The sequence below is a fragment of the Brevibacillus sp. genome, from assembly GCF_003521185.1.
Classification (GTDB): Bacteria; Bacillota; Bacilli; order Brevibacillales; family Brevibacillaceae; genus Brevibacillus; species Brevibacillus parabrevis.
In genome coordinates, this window is record NZ_DOTK01000043.1 from 26,298 (window position 1) to 40,436 (window position 14,139).

A 14,139-nucleotide genomic window follows, 5' to 3' on the forward strand; every position below is an offset into this window, starting at 1 on the left:
GAAAACCGTGGAACAAGCTGAGAGAAAAAACGAGAGCGCGAGATACAAGCTGCTCGCCCTGGATGTGGATGGGACCATTCTGATGTCGAATCATTCGATGGCAAAAGTCACGCAGCAAGCGATCAGCGGGCTTGCAGACAGAGGCGTGTTCGTAACGCTGGCTACCGGACGGGCGTATCCGTCAGCGAAAGCTTTGGCCCGACAGTTGAACATCAGCACCCCGCTCGTGTCGCATGACGGGGCGTATGTGGCTGATCCGCTGACAGACGAGGAACTGCACGTCAGTCGGATACCTGTTGAAACGACCGCTTCGGTGACAAACATTTTGGCGAAGTACGAGCTGGATGTCATGCTGCTGCACGAAGCTTATACGCTCACCAATCGGCGCTGGAAGTGGAAGGACTTGTATCCGTTGGTGAACACGCGCACCTTGCGCCAGCTTTGGCGGGAGCGCTATCCGGTCAAACTGATGACTTCCGCTGATTTGATCGGGCACGTCCAGGAGCATGCGGTGCGCGTACCGAAAATTTTCGTCATGGGCGAGGAAAGCGAGATTGCGGTAGCCAGAAAAGAGTTGGAGACAACCGACTTGCCGGAAATTCGGGTAACGACTTCCGGTGCACGCAATCTGGAGATATTGCCAGAGGGAATCTCCAAAGCGAGCGGGCTTGCGCTTTTGGCAAAAAGACTGGAAATCAGTCCGGAACAAATTGTGGCTGTCGGCGACAATTACAACGACTTGGAAATGTTGCAATTTGTCGGGATGGGCGTCGCCATGGGCAATGCTCCAGACGAAGTCAAGCGGCTGGCACGACATGTGACAGACACGAACGATCAACATGGGGTGGCGGCCGTCATCCAGAAATTTTTCGGCATACACGATGCAGAAAAGGAGGTGTGAAATGGTCCGATTTAATGTAGAAATCACCGTAAGCGGCGGCCTTCATGCCCGTCCGGCTTCTGTACTGGTCAACTTGCTCAATCAATACCGCTCGTCGGTCAAAATGATCTACAACGACAAGCAAGCCAACGGCAAAAGCATCTTGAGCGTCATGGCGCTGGGGGCGAAGACCGGCGATGAAATGACGTTTGAGGTGGAGGGCATCGACGAGCAGGAGACAGCGTCGGCTTTGCAGTCGCTGTTTCAGCGGAACTTTGCCGTATAAAAATCGCAAAGCCAATGCCTGACAGTGCGGGCATTGGCTTTTTCATGTTCGGGCAACGGCTTTTTATCGATCAGAGGCTTTTTCGAAACACGACCGTTACTTTGAAGTAATCGCCATCGATTTCCAGCAACAGCTTTCCGCCTTGCAGCTCCACGATGCTTTTGGCAATCGCCAGCCCCAGTCCGGAACCTTCCGTATGGCGGGACTGATCGGCGCGTTTGAATCGTTCAAACAGTTCCTGGGCATCGAAGTCGATTTCGTAGGCCGAGACGTTTTTGAAGGTCAGCACGACTTCATCCTGTTTTTCGATCAAATCAATCAAGACGCGCGTATTCGGCATGGAATACTTCAAGGCGTTGCCAATCAGATTCTCGAAAACGCGCCATGTTTTTTTGCCATCGAGCGGAGCCATGATTTTCGGCTGCTCGGTTTGGACGCGAAACTTGAGAGAGGATTGCTCGATCTTTTCGCTGAACTCTGCGATCGCCTGGTTGAGCAGTGCCGAGACGTTTACTTGCTCAATGTGCAGCTCGACAGCTCCGCTGGACATTTTCGCGGCATCGAACAGGTCATCAATCAGCACTCGCAAACGGCCCGCTTTTCGGTCCAGCACATCGACATAGCTCTTGATCTCTTCCGCCGACAGGTTATCCCGTTTCAACAGGTCCACGTAGTTGATAATCGAGGTGAGCGGCGTTTTCAAATCGTGCGAGACGTTGGTAATCAGCTCCGTCTTCATGCGCTCGCTCTTCATTTGTTCTTCCAGCGCGTGTTTTAAGCCCAGCTTGATGTTGTTGAGCGAGTGCGCGAGATCGGAGAGGCTCCCTTTATGGATTTTTTCAATCGTGGCCTGCATATTTCCCGCTGACATCTCGGAAGCTCCGCGCATGATGCGGTTCATGAGTGCCAAACGGCGAAAAATGTACGGAACGACGGTTGCCAGGTAGAACAAGCCGTACAGAAAACTGAGCACGAACAACTCTTCTGAGCCTTTCGCGATGGAGACGAGGCCGAGTGCTACGCTCATGCCGAATCCGACAGTCAAAATGAACAACAGGGAAGACTTGAAGAACAAGCCTTTGTGCGCGTAGCTTTCACGCAGAACAAGTTTCAGTCGGACAAACAGGCTTCTTTGCCACTGTTGCGAAAGAGACTCAGGTTGCTGATACATATGCCATGCTTCCAGAACTTGCAGCAGCCAATAGGCGGTAAACAAAGACATGAATCCGAGAGTGAAGAAATGCTCGACATCCACCGGCAAAAAGAAGAAGCGCAGACTGAAAATCATAGCCAGGTAAGTAGCACCTAGCGGAAACAGCAAGAGGATGCGGATATCGAGCGGGATACGCCGGAACAGTCTCAGCGTTTTGCCGACAATCGGTTGCTCAATGCCTTTGTTCCGGTGCAAAAACCAGCAAAGGACAGCGGTAGAGAGCAATGTCACGATCAACAGGACGACTTCTCCGCGCAGCCGATCCCTTTTGGCATCGAAATAGGCGGCATCTGCATGTACTTGGCTGTAGCCATCAGGAATTTTCGGAACAAAAAAAGTGCCAGACCATTGATTCAGTTGATACATGCGGTTAATGTCGGCAAAATCGCCGTATCTTTGATCTGAGTTTTCCGGAAAGCGGATTACGTAGCGGGCATTCTCGCTTAATTCTGCATCCGTTGGCGTGTGGCTATTGGAGTAAATTTTCCCTGTCTTGTAGTCGTTGACATAGTAGTGGAACGATGGGTTGCGAAGGGCAAGGCTGTTTTTCCGTTCTTCGTACTCCGCATCTTTTTCCACGACCATTTGTTTGAATTTCGCATCCCATTCGGCTGTTGCTTCGTCAAGCTCGCGGATCATCTCGGACTTTTTCGCTGCAGCATCGTCGGGGTGCATGTCAGCATACCGCTGCCTGATCTCTTGATAAGCATTGTTGCGGTCTTGCTGGAACTGCTCTACGGCTGCTTTCCCTAGCTTTTGTTCTGGCGTCTTGCGTTCATAGTCGGCAAAGTCGACATGAACCGTTTTCACCAGACCTACAAACAGTCTGACTTCGCTATTGAAGCTTTCGCTCTGGAAGTAGTTGTCCCGTTGCAAATACTCGCGGTTGCGGTAAATATCCGCCATAATCAGTACGAGAAGCGCGACGCTGACAACCAGGGCGAGCAGCGCTGGCAGCGTGAAGCGGCTATTTTTCGATCTTGTATCCAATTCCCCATACCACCTTCAAATATTTCGGTTCTTTCGGGTTGATCTCGATTTTTTCCCGAATGCGCCTGACGTGAACAGCAACCGTGTTTTCTGCATTCAAATATGGCTCTCGCCAGACGCGTTCGTAAATTTCCTCAATGGAAAAGACCCGGCCCTTGTTTTCCATCAGCAGCTCCAAAATCTTGTATTCGGTAGCGGTCAAGCGGACTTCGGTGCCATCTACAGCGACGGACTTCGTACTTTTGTTCAGCGACAATCCACGCACCTGAATCTCGTCTTCGGTTGCCTTGTAATTGCCGAGATTGGTATAACGCCTGAGTTGGGACTTGACCCGCGCCACCAGCTCCAGCGGATGAAAAGGCTTGGTCACATAGTCGTCGGCCCCGATGTTCAAGCCCAGAACTTTGTCGGTGTCCTCCGATTTGGCAGAAAGCATGATGATCGGGATATTTTTGTCCTGCCGGATTTTAAAAGTTGCCGTAATTCCGTCCATCTGAGGCATCATAATGTCCAAAAGAATGAGATGAATCTCTTCCCGTTCCAAAATATCCAATGCTTCTAGACCATTGCTCGCTTGATGCACAATCAGAGACTCGTTTTTGAGATAGATTTCGATCGCATCTCTGATCTCTGCCTCGTCGTCGACTACGAGGACATGATAGTTCGCCATTGTTTTCCCACCTTATGAATGCATTCATGTTTTTATCTTAACGAAAAGCTTTGACAAAACAGCATAGAAATCTCTTACAAATTTCTTAATAGTTGTCCGAGATAGGAACTGGACGAAAAATAGGGTAAGATGTGAGGAAGTAAAAACGAGGAAATGGTGATGACCTTGCTGGAATGGACCGGGGAGAGAATCATCCCCAAGCTGCTGAAGCCGACGAATGGCATGCTTCTGGAGCACATCGCCCGCTATTACTTTGCTACTCCTTATATTAAAGGAAGAGTGCTTGATATTGCATGCGGGACAGGATACGGCTGTCATATGGTTGCCAAGGATCGGAAGCGGGAATTGACCGAGTTGATCGCTGTCGATATTGATGACGACACGATTTTTTACGCGAATCGGGAATATCACCATCAAAAAATTACGTACCAGAAAGCCGACGCTCTCGATCCCGCCCTTCCCGAGAAGCTGGGCTTGTTTGATACGATTTTAAGCTTTGAAACGATTGAGCATGTAGCGGACGATCTGTTGTTCATGGACAACCTGTATCGCATGCTGAAACCGGGCGGAACACTGGTTTTGTCCAGTCCGTTTGGCCGGGGGAGAGGCAAGGAGACGAGCGAGCCGTTTCATGTGCATCAATTGACTCCCCAAGAGTTTGAGGAGCTGTTTGTCCGGTTTTCGCAGGTGGAGATTTACTATCAGCGAGGGCCGACGTTTGAAAAGCCGCGAGATGGCGTGCGCTACTTTATCGGTGTGGCTGTTTGTACGAAATGATCCTGCTCGGATACATGATGATTGGAGATGGCGAAACTGACGGATTTTTTTAGATTGGGCATACGAAAAGAATGGATAGATGCGCTGCAAGCAAATGGAATTACAGAGCCGACCCCGATCCAGGAAAAAGCGATTCCTGCGCTGTTGGCAGGCAAGGATGTGATTTCCCAGGCGCAGACAGGAACGGGGAAGACGCTTGCTTTTGTCCTGCCGATTTTGGAGAAAGCGGACCCGGACTCAAACGATGTGCAGGCGCTGGTGCTCACACCTACCCGCGAACTGGCTCTGCAAATTACGGCAGAGGTGAAAAAGCTGACGGCTGCCACAGATGATCTGCACGTGCTGGCCGTATATGGCGGACAAGATGTCGACCGGCAACTGCGCAAGCTGGCGGGCAAAAAGCAGGTGGTGATCGCTACTCCCGGCAGATTGCTGGATCACATGAGACGAGGAACGATCGATTTGTCGACCGTCTCCATGTTTGTTCTCGATGAGGCAGACCAGATGCTGCATATGGGTTTTTTGCCAGAGGTGGAAGACATCGCGGCGAGCCTGCCTGACAAGCGGCAGACGATGCTGTTTTCCGCGACGATGACGCCGCAGGTGCGCGCACTGGCGCAGCGCTTCATGCAAAATCCGGAAGATATCCGGGTGCAAGGCAAACGGATTACACTGGCGAATATCCGGCAAATCGCCGTGGAAACGACGGATCGTGCGAAACAGTCTGCCTTGCGTACCTTGATTGATGAAGAACGCCCGTTTTTGGCAGTCATCTTTTGTCGCACGAAACGCCGGGCGAGCACGTTGAATGCCGCCCTGCAAGGCTTTGGCTATTTGTCGGACGAGCTGCACGGCGATTTGTCGCAGGCAAAACGCGAGGATGTAATGAAGCGTTTTCGGGAGGCGAGAATCCAGCTACTGGTGGCAACGGATGTAGCAGCGCGCGGGCTTGACGTCGAGGGAGTCACTCACGTGTTCAATTACGACATCCCGGAAGATGTCGACAGCTACATTCACCGGATCGGCAGAACGGGCCGGGCCAAGGAAAAGGGCATCGCTTATACGATGGTGGCGGCCAAGGATCGGGCACAGCTCGCAGAGATTGAAAAAGGAATCGCCATGACTTTGGAGCGGCGTGCGAGCGAGCGGGCGGCGGATTACGGGGAGAACGAGGAGCATAAGCAGCACAAGACAAAGCATAAGGGGCAGGAGCGCGCAGGCAGAGGCGGTCAGCGTGGAGGCAAACCAGCCAGAACAGAAGGCGAGCACCGTGGAAGCAGGCCAGCCAGAGCAGAAGGCGAGCACCGTGGGAGCAGGCCAGCCAGAGCAGAAGGCGAGCACCGTGGGAGCAAGCCAGCCAGAGCAGAAGGCGAGCACCGTGGGAGCAGGCCAGCCAGAGCAGAAGGCGAGCACCGTGGAAGCAGGCCAACCAGAGCAGAAGGCGAGCACCGTTCGGGCAGGCCAGTCAGAGCAGAAGGCGAGCACCGTGGAAACAGGCCAGCCAGAGCTGAGGGCGGTCAACGTGGGGGCAAACCACCTAAAGCCGAGGGTAAGCAACAGGCCGGGAAAGGGAAGCGCGAGACGGGAAAACGCGGGCAGCACGGAGCCGATCGCCAGCAGCAAACCGCTCGCTTGACCCCAAAAAATGGGGATGACCAGCGAAACCAGGAACGGATGACGAAAACAGGGCAGAGCAGCGAGCGAGCGGCAGGCAGAAGCGATTTTGCGGGCAAATCCGCAAATGCTTCGCGCAAGCCGGGGGCTTTTTCCCATAAGCGAGCAGAGAAGCAGCATGGTGGCAGCGCTCGTTTTGATGGCCAAAAACAGACAGGCAAACGGCCAAGTCCGGCGCCAGCAAAACGCGGCAGCACCGCTCGAAGGACCAAGAAGCGCTGAATGAAATAAAGCGAGGAAAAAGAAAGACCGTTCCGCCGGGAAAAAGGCAGGAACGGTCTTTTGTGTATTCCGATCAGCTGTCTGGAAAGACGCGCGAACGTGTAAGGAAACGCACTCCTTCGGGCCCTTCGAGCGAGAACATTCCGCCACGACCCGTGACAACATCGATGATCAGCTGAGTATGCTTCCAATACTCGTACTGCGCTTTTCCCATGTAAAACGGGCAGCCGCCAATTTCGCCCAGCAGCACATCCTGTTCCCCGACGAGAAATTCACCTAGCGGGTAGCACATAGGCGAGCTTCCATCGCAGCAGCCCCCTGATTGATGAAACATCAAGTCGCCATGCTTGGCGCGCAGCCGTTCGATCAGCTCCAGGGCAGCGTCTGTAGCGAGCACTTTCTCAGGCTGGCTCATCGATCAAAAGAAGCCCAATGCCTGCTCGCTGTAGCTGACCAGCAGGTTTTTGGTTTGCTGGTAGTGGGCGAGCATCATTTTGTGATTTTCGCGGCCAATACCGGACATTTTGTATCCGCCGAATGCGGCATGCGCCGGGTAAGCGTGGTAGCAGTTGGTCCATACGCGGCCAGCCTGGATTTCACGTCCTACGCGGTAAGCGGTGTTCACATCGCGCGTCCATAAGCCGGAGCCGAGGCCGTACAGCGTGTCGTTTGCGATAGCCAGCGCTTCGTCCGTGTCTTTGAAGGTCGTCACGGAGACTACCGGGCCGAAGATTTCTTCCTGGAAGATGCGCATTTTGTTGTGTCCTTTGAAGACGGTAGGCTGGATGTAGTAGCCGCCTTCGAGGTCTCCTTCCAACTGTGCGCGGGAACCGCCGATCAGGCAATCTGCCCCTTCCTGTTTTCCGATATCGAGGTAGGAGAGAATTTTTTCAACTTGCTCCAGGGAAGCCTGGGCGCCGATCATGGTGTCGGTATCCAGCGGATTGCCTTGCTTGATGCTGGCTACGCGTTTCAGAGCGCGCTCCATGAACTGGTCGTAAATGCTTTCGTGAATCAGGGCGCGGGACGGGCATGTGCAAACTTCGCCCTGGTTGAGTGCAAACAGCACGAAGCCTTCAATTGCTTTGTTCAAGAAAGCGTCGTCTTTGGCACACACGTCCGGGAAGAAGATGTTCGGAGATTTTCCGCCCAGCTCCAATGTGACCGGAATAATATTTTGGGAGGCGTACTGCATGATCAGTCGACCTGTAGTCGTCTCTCCGGTAAATGCGATTTTGGCGATGCGGTTGCTGGATGCGAGCGGTTTGCCAGCTTCCAGACCGAAACCGTTTACGACGTTCACGACGCCCGGAGGCAGCAAGTCGCCGATCAGCTCCATCAGCACCATGATCGAAGCAGGAGTTTGCTCGGCGGGCTTGAGGACAACGCAGTTTCCTGCTGCCAGAGCGGGAGCGAGCTTCCATGTAGCCATCAGCAGCGGGAAGTTCCAAGGAATGATTTGTCCGACGACACCGAGCGGCTCGTGGAAATGGTAAGCGACTGTGTCGTTGTCGATTTCAGCCAGCGAGCTTTCTTGGGCGCGAATCGCTCCGGCAAAGTAACGGAAATGGTCGATCGCCAGCGGGATATCGGCAGCCAGCGTCTCGCGGACAGGCTTTCCGTTTTCCCACGTCTCAGCCGTTGCCAAAAGTTCCAGATTGGCTTCCATGCGGTCTGCGATCTTCAAGAGGATGTTGGATCGCTGTGTAACAGAGGTGCGTCCCCAAGCGTCTTTGGCTTCGTGGGCGGCATCCAGTGCAAGCTCGATATCTTCTGCAGTGGAGCGAGCTACTTCGCAAAATGCTTTGCCGTTTACAGGAGATAAGTTTTCAAAATATTCACCCTTCACCGGCGGTACCCAATTGCCCCCGATGTAGTTTTCATAGCGATTTTTGAAAGTCACCTTGGAACCGGCTTGACCGGGTTGAGCGTAGATCATGCGAACGCCTCCTCTAATATCACCTTTTTCTTTACGGCTTTTTCTAAAAGCAAATCCTGTACCAACTGCCGGGAAGCTGGAAATGACAGCGTTTTCGCAAAAGTAAGACAGCAAAAATGCTCCATAATGGAGCAAAAGTTGTTCCGTTTTGGGACACCTCGTAAATATTTGGGAGCGTTAGACAAGGAACTGCTTTTTCCGCCAAGATTCGCATACTTACTCGTGCTATACTGGTAGTGAATGATTTTTGGGGGAGGGAAGAGTGTTGTCAACGATTGTCAAGCAATCTTGGAAGCGCTGCCAGGAATCGAACCTCAATGCTTGGGAGAAAGCCAATGACCAAATCATTTCCAGCAAAAGAATCAAAGAAATCATTCAGGAAAATCACCCTCTGATTCAGGAAAGCCTCCCGCTGTTCAACAAGCTCGCTCCCTTTTTGTTGTCGACAGAGCACATCGCTTTGTTGGCGGATCGGGATGGCAATATCATTCACACTGTCGGCGACCCCGTGTTTGCCAATCAGGCGCAAAAAGTGCAACTGCAAATCGGGGCGAATTGGACAGAAAATTCAAAAGGAACGAACGCGATCGGGACGGCGCTGATCGCGCAGCAGCCTGTTCAAATACAAGGAGAGCAGCACTACTTTTTGGAGAACCGCTTTCTCACGTGCTCGGCGGCGCCGATTTTTTCACCGACTGGCGAGTTGCTCGGCGTCATCGACATCAGTACGCGCAAGGAATACTCCCATCCGTTTGCTTTGACCATCGCTTGCATGATTGCGGAAACGCTGCAAAACCGCTTTTTGTACGCCGATGCACAGCGGGTCATCGCGCTTGGCGAGAGTCCGGTTGTGAAAGGAGAGCCGGGAAAAGTGCCACTGGTCGGTCTGGATCGGGACGGACGACTGATCGGCTTCAATGAGTCTGCCAAGCAGCAGCTGGGAACGGAAGCACTTGGGAAAAGGCTTCCGCAAGAGTACGAGCGCGCAGGACGAGAGGTGCAGGACAAACGCCCGCGCCTGTTCACGTCAGGCTCATGGACAGATGCTTCATCCAAGACGTCGGATGCGGATGCTTTGAAAAGTTTGAAAAAGCCAAAGACGCAGCTCAAGCCGTTTCCTCGTCTCGCAGGTTCTTGCCCGCTGTTTTTGCAGGCGAAAATGCTGGGGCAAAAGGCGGCGCAGGTCGACTTTCCCGTGCTGATTCTGGGAGAGAGCGGCACGGGCAAAGAGCTGTTCGCGCAGATGGTTCACGAGACGGGACCACGGGCGCAGGAGCCTTTTATCGCCGTGAACTGCAGTGCGATATCAGAAAATTTGATCGAAAGCGAATTGTTTGGCTACGAAAGCGGAGCATTTACCGGGGCGAATCGCGAAGGAAGGATCGGCAAGTTTGAGGCGGCGAAAAAAGGCACGATCTTTTTGGATGAGATCGGCGATATGTCTTTGCGCGGACAAGCCGCTCTTCTGCGGGTGTTGCAGGAGAAGGTCGTCACGCCAGTAGGCAGCAACCAGTCCCGGCCGATTCAGGCGAGAATCATTGCGGCAACGCATCGCAATTTGCCGGAAGAAATCAAGGCGGGACGTTTCCGGGCTGACTTGTACTATCGGCTCAAAGGAGTCTCGATTCACTTGCCGCCGTTGCGCAAACGAAGCGATATCATCCAGGTGGCGGAGCATCTGATGCAGCAAATTGCCCCTGAGCAGCCAAGCGAATTGCTCCCGAGTGCGAAAGCGAAGCTCGTTGCCTATTCCTGGCCGGGAAATGTGCGCGAACTGCAAGGAGTGCTGGTGCAGGCCGCTTTTTTGTCCGATGGCGATGATATTGGCGAGGAGCACATCCAGCTGGAGGGCTTGACGGAAGAAGCGGAGCATGAGCAAGGGATTCCGTCTTTGCGGGAGACCGAGCTTGTGGCGATCAGACGCGCGCTCCATTCGAGCGGCGGCAACGTCAGCAAAGCGGCAAAGCTGCTTCAGATCGGGCGGAATACGCTGTACCGCAAGATGGCGGAGTATCAGCTTGGGGCGCCTTTTTATATGGGGGAGTCATGACAAAGTGGTACAAGTTTGATAAAAACTCGATCAGATAGCATTTAGCAAATAACGTGAACTCTTCTGCATTAACTTGAAGCTGTAAAATCACAACTCATTGGAGTAGGGAAATGATAACTAAACAATACGATTTGCATTACAAAAAACGGCACCCGATAATACCGGGTGCCGTTTTAGTATTGTATGGCGTCTTAACCAAGACTAATATTTTTTCTCCTGGTGCTTGAACACACTATTCGTTTTATCGGAGCCTAAATTAGCAGGTGTAGCATACTGTCTTACTTCGGGTTCATCGGCAAAAATCACCCTTGCTCCAAAGGATGGGAGTTTGCCATAGTGAGTGGTAATAGATATGATGTCGCTGCTTTTATATCCCTTCATCAGAAGATATTCTTCAACATCTCTTTTTAACTTATATTTATGGAGGTAACGGTTTTGAAGAAACTTAATGTTCTGATGTGCTCCATGTTTTTAGTCGGTTCAATTTTTGCTCCAAGCGTTATGGCTGCAACTAACAATAAGGGATCAGACGAGGAAATCAAAGCGATGGGTTCGGATGATCCCTATCAAAATATGCGATGGGCTTGGCCAACAACGAGTACAAAGATCACCGATGATTATGGTGATGTTGGTGACCGTTGGCATAAGGGAATTGACATTGGAGTTAAAAAGAAAGATGTATATTCAGTGGCCGAAGGTAAAGTCATTCAAAGCGGGCATTTTAAAGATGGGGTTACCTATGCTATTACCATTGAACATAACGATAGAGACCCAGATACCAATAAGAAGCTAATTACGAGATACCTTCACTTAGAACCTAAAGAGCTTTACTATACAACGAATGAAAAAGTAAAAAAAGGCACAACGATTGCTATGTCTGGAACCAGTGGAGCGACTGGATATCATTTGCACTTTGATGTAAATGCAAAAGGTTTGGAAAAACCGGGAGATCGGGATACTTTTTCTCCTTGGGTATTCTGGCCAGAAAATAGGCCAGACTCGTTAAGTCCTTTGGATGTACAAGGACATGGAGAACATGAACAGGAAAATGGGCATACTCATCCTGAAGATGAAGATTTCTTTGACTTCCTGGTTATTTCTTATGTCGGGTCGGATGCGTTTTATAGTTGGTTCTATTCAGTCGAAGAGTCTGAAAGAACGACGGAAAATTTCAAAAAGCAATTTAATTTAAGCGATAATGACATTGAAGAAATTATGAACACGAAGTTGACACAAGAGGAAAAAGCAGAGGTTATTAACGCATCTGCAAATCAGTAAAAAATCTACACTCCCGTGATTTGAACATGGGAGTGTAGATTTTTCCAATATCAAGTAAGGAGGAATAACATGAAGAACAAAAAAGGGTACCTACTCATTCTCGGATTGCTGGTAGTTGTATTCGTTATTTTATATTCAACGGGCATTATTGGACGCTCCGTTAGCATACAAGAAACTCAGTCGATCAGTGCTAATGATGTGATTAATGAAGTTGAAAAAATAAAGAATGAAGTCAAGATCGGTCTAACGATGAATGAAATAAAACAGCTTTATGGTAGTAACTATACGTTAGTTAACGACAACGGCGATCTTGAGAATGGGAATGACGAACATTGGACGTATCGATTCCTTGGAGATGTCAATTACAAGCCTGCGGGCCCGGATCATATGATAGACGAAGAAGGTATGTTAAGTGGAAAAGCAGGAGTGGAGCTATTCATCGGTTGGAAAAATGAAAAGATAACGTTGTTTACGATCACTTATCTAGGTACCGACAAGCATATTCATTTTTACAGTAACGTAAATGGAAAAATTGAAGAGAGTGTTATGAAATAAGCTGAAAGTGGAATGTAGCTTAATTTATAGCCTACGTTTGAAGCGCAACGTTTTGAATGAGGGAACCCCTTGCAGGCTAAGTCGGCATTGTACGACGAATAGAGTGGGGTTTCATCGAAGTAAATCAACTCGGCGGAAATACTGACGAATTGCTTTTCTCTGCATGGGAGAAAAAGAGTTCGTCTTTTTTAGAATGAAAATCCAATGAAGGAGTGCTTCGCTTGAAAAACGACCTGCAAGTAAAGTGTAAGATTATGGAAGGCAGGAAAGGGCATGAACGGAGCTGCTTGACCAATTAAAAACTGCCGACAGTCTGAGTGTTGCAACATTTTGTTGCAACACTTTTTTAAAAAAGATAAGCATGACTTCCAAATTATGATATAAAAAATAAAAAAGACTGAATGTTTTGGGTATTTATGTGCAAAGATGAACGATTGGCATTAAAGGTGCATGAGATCAGTGCATCCGATTATTCTTTAAAATTGAATTAATTCAAGGAGGGAGACGATTGCTGCAATATTCGATCGCAGTCATACCAGGAGACGGCATTGGTCCAGAGGTGATGGACGAGGGATTGAAGGTGTTGACGGCCGTAGAGGAAGCGCATGGAGGGATTCGTTTTACCCGCGAGATCATGGACTGGAACTGCCAGTATTACCTCACGAACGGCAGGATGATGCCGGAAAATGGACTGGACATATTGAAAGACCACGATCTGATTTTGCTGGGAGCGATTGGAGCGCCAGAGGTGCCCGATCACGTATCGGTGTGGGAGTTGATTTTGCCGATTCGCCGCAGCTTTTCGCAATATGTGAACCTGCGGCCTGTAAAGCTGCTCAAAGGTCTGGAAAGCCCTCTGCGCTACAAAAGCCATGCCGATCTCGATTTTGTCGTCGTGCGGGAAAACACCGAGGGCGAGTATTCCAACATGGGAGGGCGGATGCACCAGGGGACGCCTTACGAGATGGCGGTGCAAAACAACGTCTTCACCCGGTATGGCACGGAGCGCATTCTTCGCTACGCGTACGCGCTGGCAGAGAAACGTCCGACAAAAAGCGTGACGGCAGCTACCAAATCGAACGGAATCAACCATTCCATGCCGTTCTGGGATGAGATCGTCAAGGAGATCAGCCTGGAGCACCCGGACGTTCGCACCAACTTATATCATATCGACGCATTGGCCGCCTATTTTATCACCAGACCGGAGACGTTTGAGGTGGTGGTTGCGAGCAACTTGTTTGGAGACATTTTGACAGACCTGGGGGCAGCCATAGTCGGCGGGCTTGGGCTGGCTCCGTCGGCCAACATCAATCCGGAGCGCCAATACCCGTCGATGTTCGAGCCGATCCACGGATCAGCCCCTGATATTGCCGGAAAAGGGATCGCCAATCCGATCGCGCAAGTGTGGAGCCTGAGCATGATGATGGATCATCTCGATTTGCCGGAAATCAGTGCTGTCATCATGAACGCAATCGAGCAAGTTGTCCAGGAGGGCAAGGTGCTGACGCCTGACCTGGGGGGCAAGGCGACCACGAGGGAGTTGGGGGACGAGATTGTCCGGCACATTTATTTGGGGACGAGATAAAGAGACAAGGGAGGAAGAGA

General features: G+C 50.9%; 13 protein-coding genes. 8 read left to right on the plus strand and 5 right to left on the minus strand.

What is annotated here, in order from left to right; all coding sequences use genetic code 11:
• Positions 1 to 7: 7 nt before the first annotated feature.
• Together DEP07_RS12595 and DEP07_RS12600 are read left to right on the plus strand one after the other, a co-directional pair.
• Entirely contained in the window at positions 8 to 901 is an 894-nt protein-coding gene (locus DEP07_RS12595; RefSeq protein WP_229049768.1) for a Cof-type HAD-IIB family hydrolase, read from the plus strand.
• Position 902: 1 nt separating this feature from the next.
• On the plus strand, positions 903 to 1,166 hold the full coding sequence (locus DEP07_RS12600) for an HPr family phosphocarrier protein (protein WP_122962457.1): 264 nt from the start codon (positions 903 to 905) through the stop codon (positions 1,164 to 1,166).
• Positions 1,167 to 1,236: 70 nt separating this feature from the next.
• On the opposite strand, the gene DEP07_RS12605 is transcribed toward DEP07_RS12600, so the two are convergent.
• Together DEP07_RS12605 and DEP07_RS12610 are read right to left on the minus strand one after the other, a co-directional pair.
• The gene (locus DEP07_RS12605; RefSeq protein WP_287102561.1) at positions 1,237 to 3,369 is read right to left on the minus strand and encodes a sensor histidine kinase; all 2,133 of its coding nucleotides are present in this window, start codon (positions 3,367 to 3,369) and stop codon (positions 1,237 to 1,239) included.
• Entirely contained in the window at positions 3,347 to 4,039 is a 693-nt protein-coding gene (locus DEP07_RS12610; protein ID WP_122962459.1) for a response regulator transcription factor, read from the minus strand. Before DEP07_RS12610 ends, DEP07_RS12605 begins: the two co-directional genes overlap by 23 nt.
• 153 nt (positions 4,040 to 4,192) lie before the next feature.
• On the opposite strand from DEP07_RS12610, the gene DEP07_RS12615 reads away from it, so the two are divergent.
• Both DEP07_RS12615 and DEP07_RS12620 read left to right on the plus strand, forming a co-directional pair.
• Positions 4,193 to 4,816 carry a class I SAM-dependent methyltransferase gene (locus DEP07_RS12615; protein WP_122962460.1) on the plus strand — a complete coding sequence of 208 codons (624 nt, stop codon included), beginning with the start codon at positions 4,193 to 4,195 and terminating at the stop codon, positions 4,814 to 4,816.
• A 21-nt stretch (positions 4,817 to 4,837) separates the two neighbouring features.
• Positions 4,838 to 6,712, plus strand: a complete 1,875-nt coding sequence (locus tag DEP07_RS12620) for a DEAD/DEAH box helicase (RefSeq protein WP_287102562.1) — start codon at positions 4,838 to 4,840, stop codon at positions 6,710 to 6,712.
• Positions 6,713 to 6,785: 73 nt separating this feature from the next.
• Here the strand turns inward: DEP07_RS12620 and DEP07_RS12625 are convergent, their stop codons facing one another.
• Together DEP07_RS12625 and adh are read right to left on the minus strand one after the other, a co-directional pair.
• Complete coding sequence (locus tag DEP07_RS12625; RefSeq protein ID WP_063228830.1) at positions 6,786 to 7,127, minus strand: DUF779 domain-containing protein; 342 nt, start codon at positions 7,125 to 7,127, stop codon at positions 6,786 to 6,788.
• Positions 7,128 to 7,130: 3 nt separating this feature from the next.
• Positions 7,131 to 8,651 carry an aldehyde dehydrogenase gene (gene adh, locus DEP07_RS12630; RefSeq protein ID WP_122962462.1) on the minus strand — a complete coding sequence of 507 codons (1,521 nt, stop codon included), beginning with the start codon at positions 8,649 to 8,651 and terminating at the stop codon, positions 7,131 to 7,133.
• A gap of 265 nt (positions 8,652 to 8,916) precedes the next feature.
• Here adh and DEP07_RS12635 point away from each other — a divergent pair, with 265 nt between their 5' ends.
• Positions 8,917 to 10,701 (plus strand): sigma-54-dependent Fis family transcriptional regulator, encoded by a 1,785-nt coding sequence (locus DEP07_RS12635; protein ID WP_287102563.1) that lies wholly within the window; start codon positions 8,917 to 8,919, stop codon positions 10,699 to 10,701.
• Between the two features lie 201 nt (positions 10,702 to 10,902).
• Here DEP07_RS12635 and DEP07_RS27750 read toward each other — a convergent pair whose 3' ends face one another.
• Positions 10,903 to 11,151 carry a DUF3139 domain-containing protein gene (locus DEP07_RS27750; protein WP_429827560.1) on the minus strand — a complete coding sequence of 83 codons (249 nt, stop codon included), beginning with the start codon at positions 11,149 to 11,151 and terminating at the stop codon, positions 10,903 to 10,905.
• Between DEP07_RS27750 and DEP07_RS12640 the strand changes: the two genes are divergently transcribed.
• The 3 genes from DEP07_RS12640 to DEP07_RS12650 all read left to right on the plus strand — a co-directional run bounded on the left by DEP07_RS12640 (position 11,137) and on the right by DEP07_RS12650 (position 14,119).
• Positions 11,137 to 11,979 (plus strand): M23 family metallopeptidase, encoded by an 843-nt coding sequence (locus DEP07_RS12640; RefSeq protein ID WP_287102564.1) that lies wholly within the window; start codon positions 11,137 to 11,139, stop codon positions 11,977 to 11,979. The genes DEP07_RS27750 and DEP07_RS12640 overlap by 15 nt on opposite strands.
• Positions 11,980 to 12,048: 69 nt before the next feature.
• Positions 12,049 to 12,534, plus strand: coding sequence for a hypothetical protein (locus DEP07_RS12645; RefSeq protein WP_287102565.1), 486 nt, complete (start codon positions 12,049 to 12,051; stop codon positions 12,532 to 12,534).
• Between the two features lie 508 nt (positions 12,535 to 13,042).
• Complete coding sequence (locus tag DEP07_RS12650) at positions 13,043 to 14,119, plus strand: tartrate dehydrogenase (RefSeq protein WP_281868932.1); 1,077 nt, start codon at positions 13,043 to 13,045, stop codon at positions 14,117 to 14,119.
• The last annotated feature ends 20 nt before the right edge of the window (positions 14,120 to 14,139 follow it).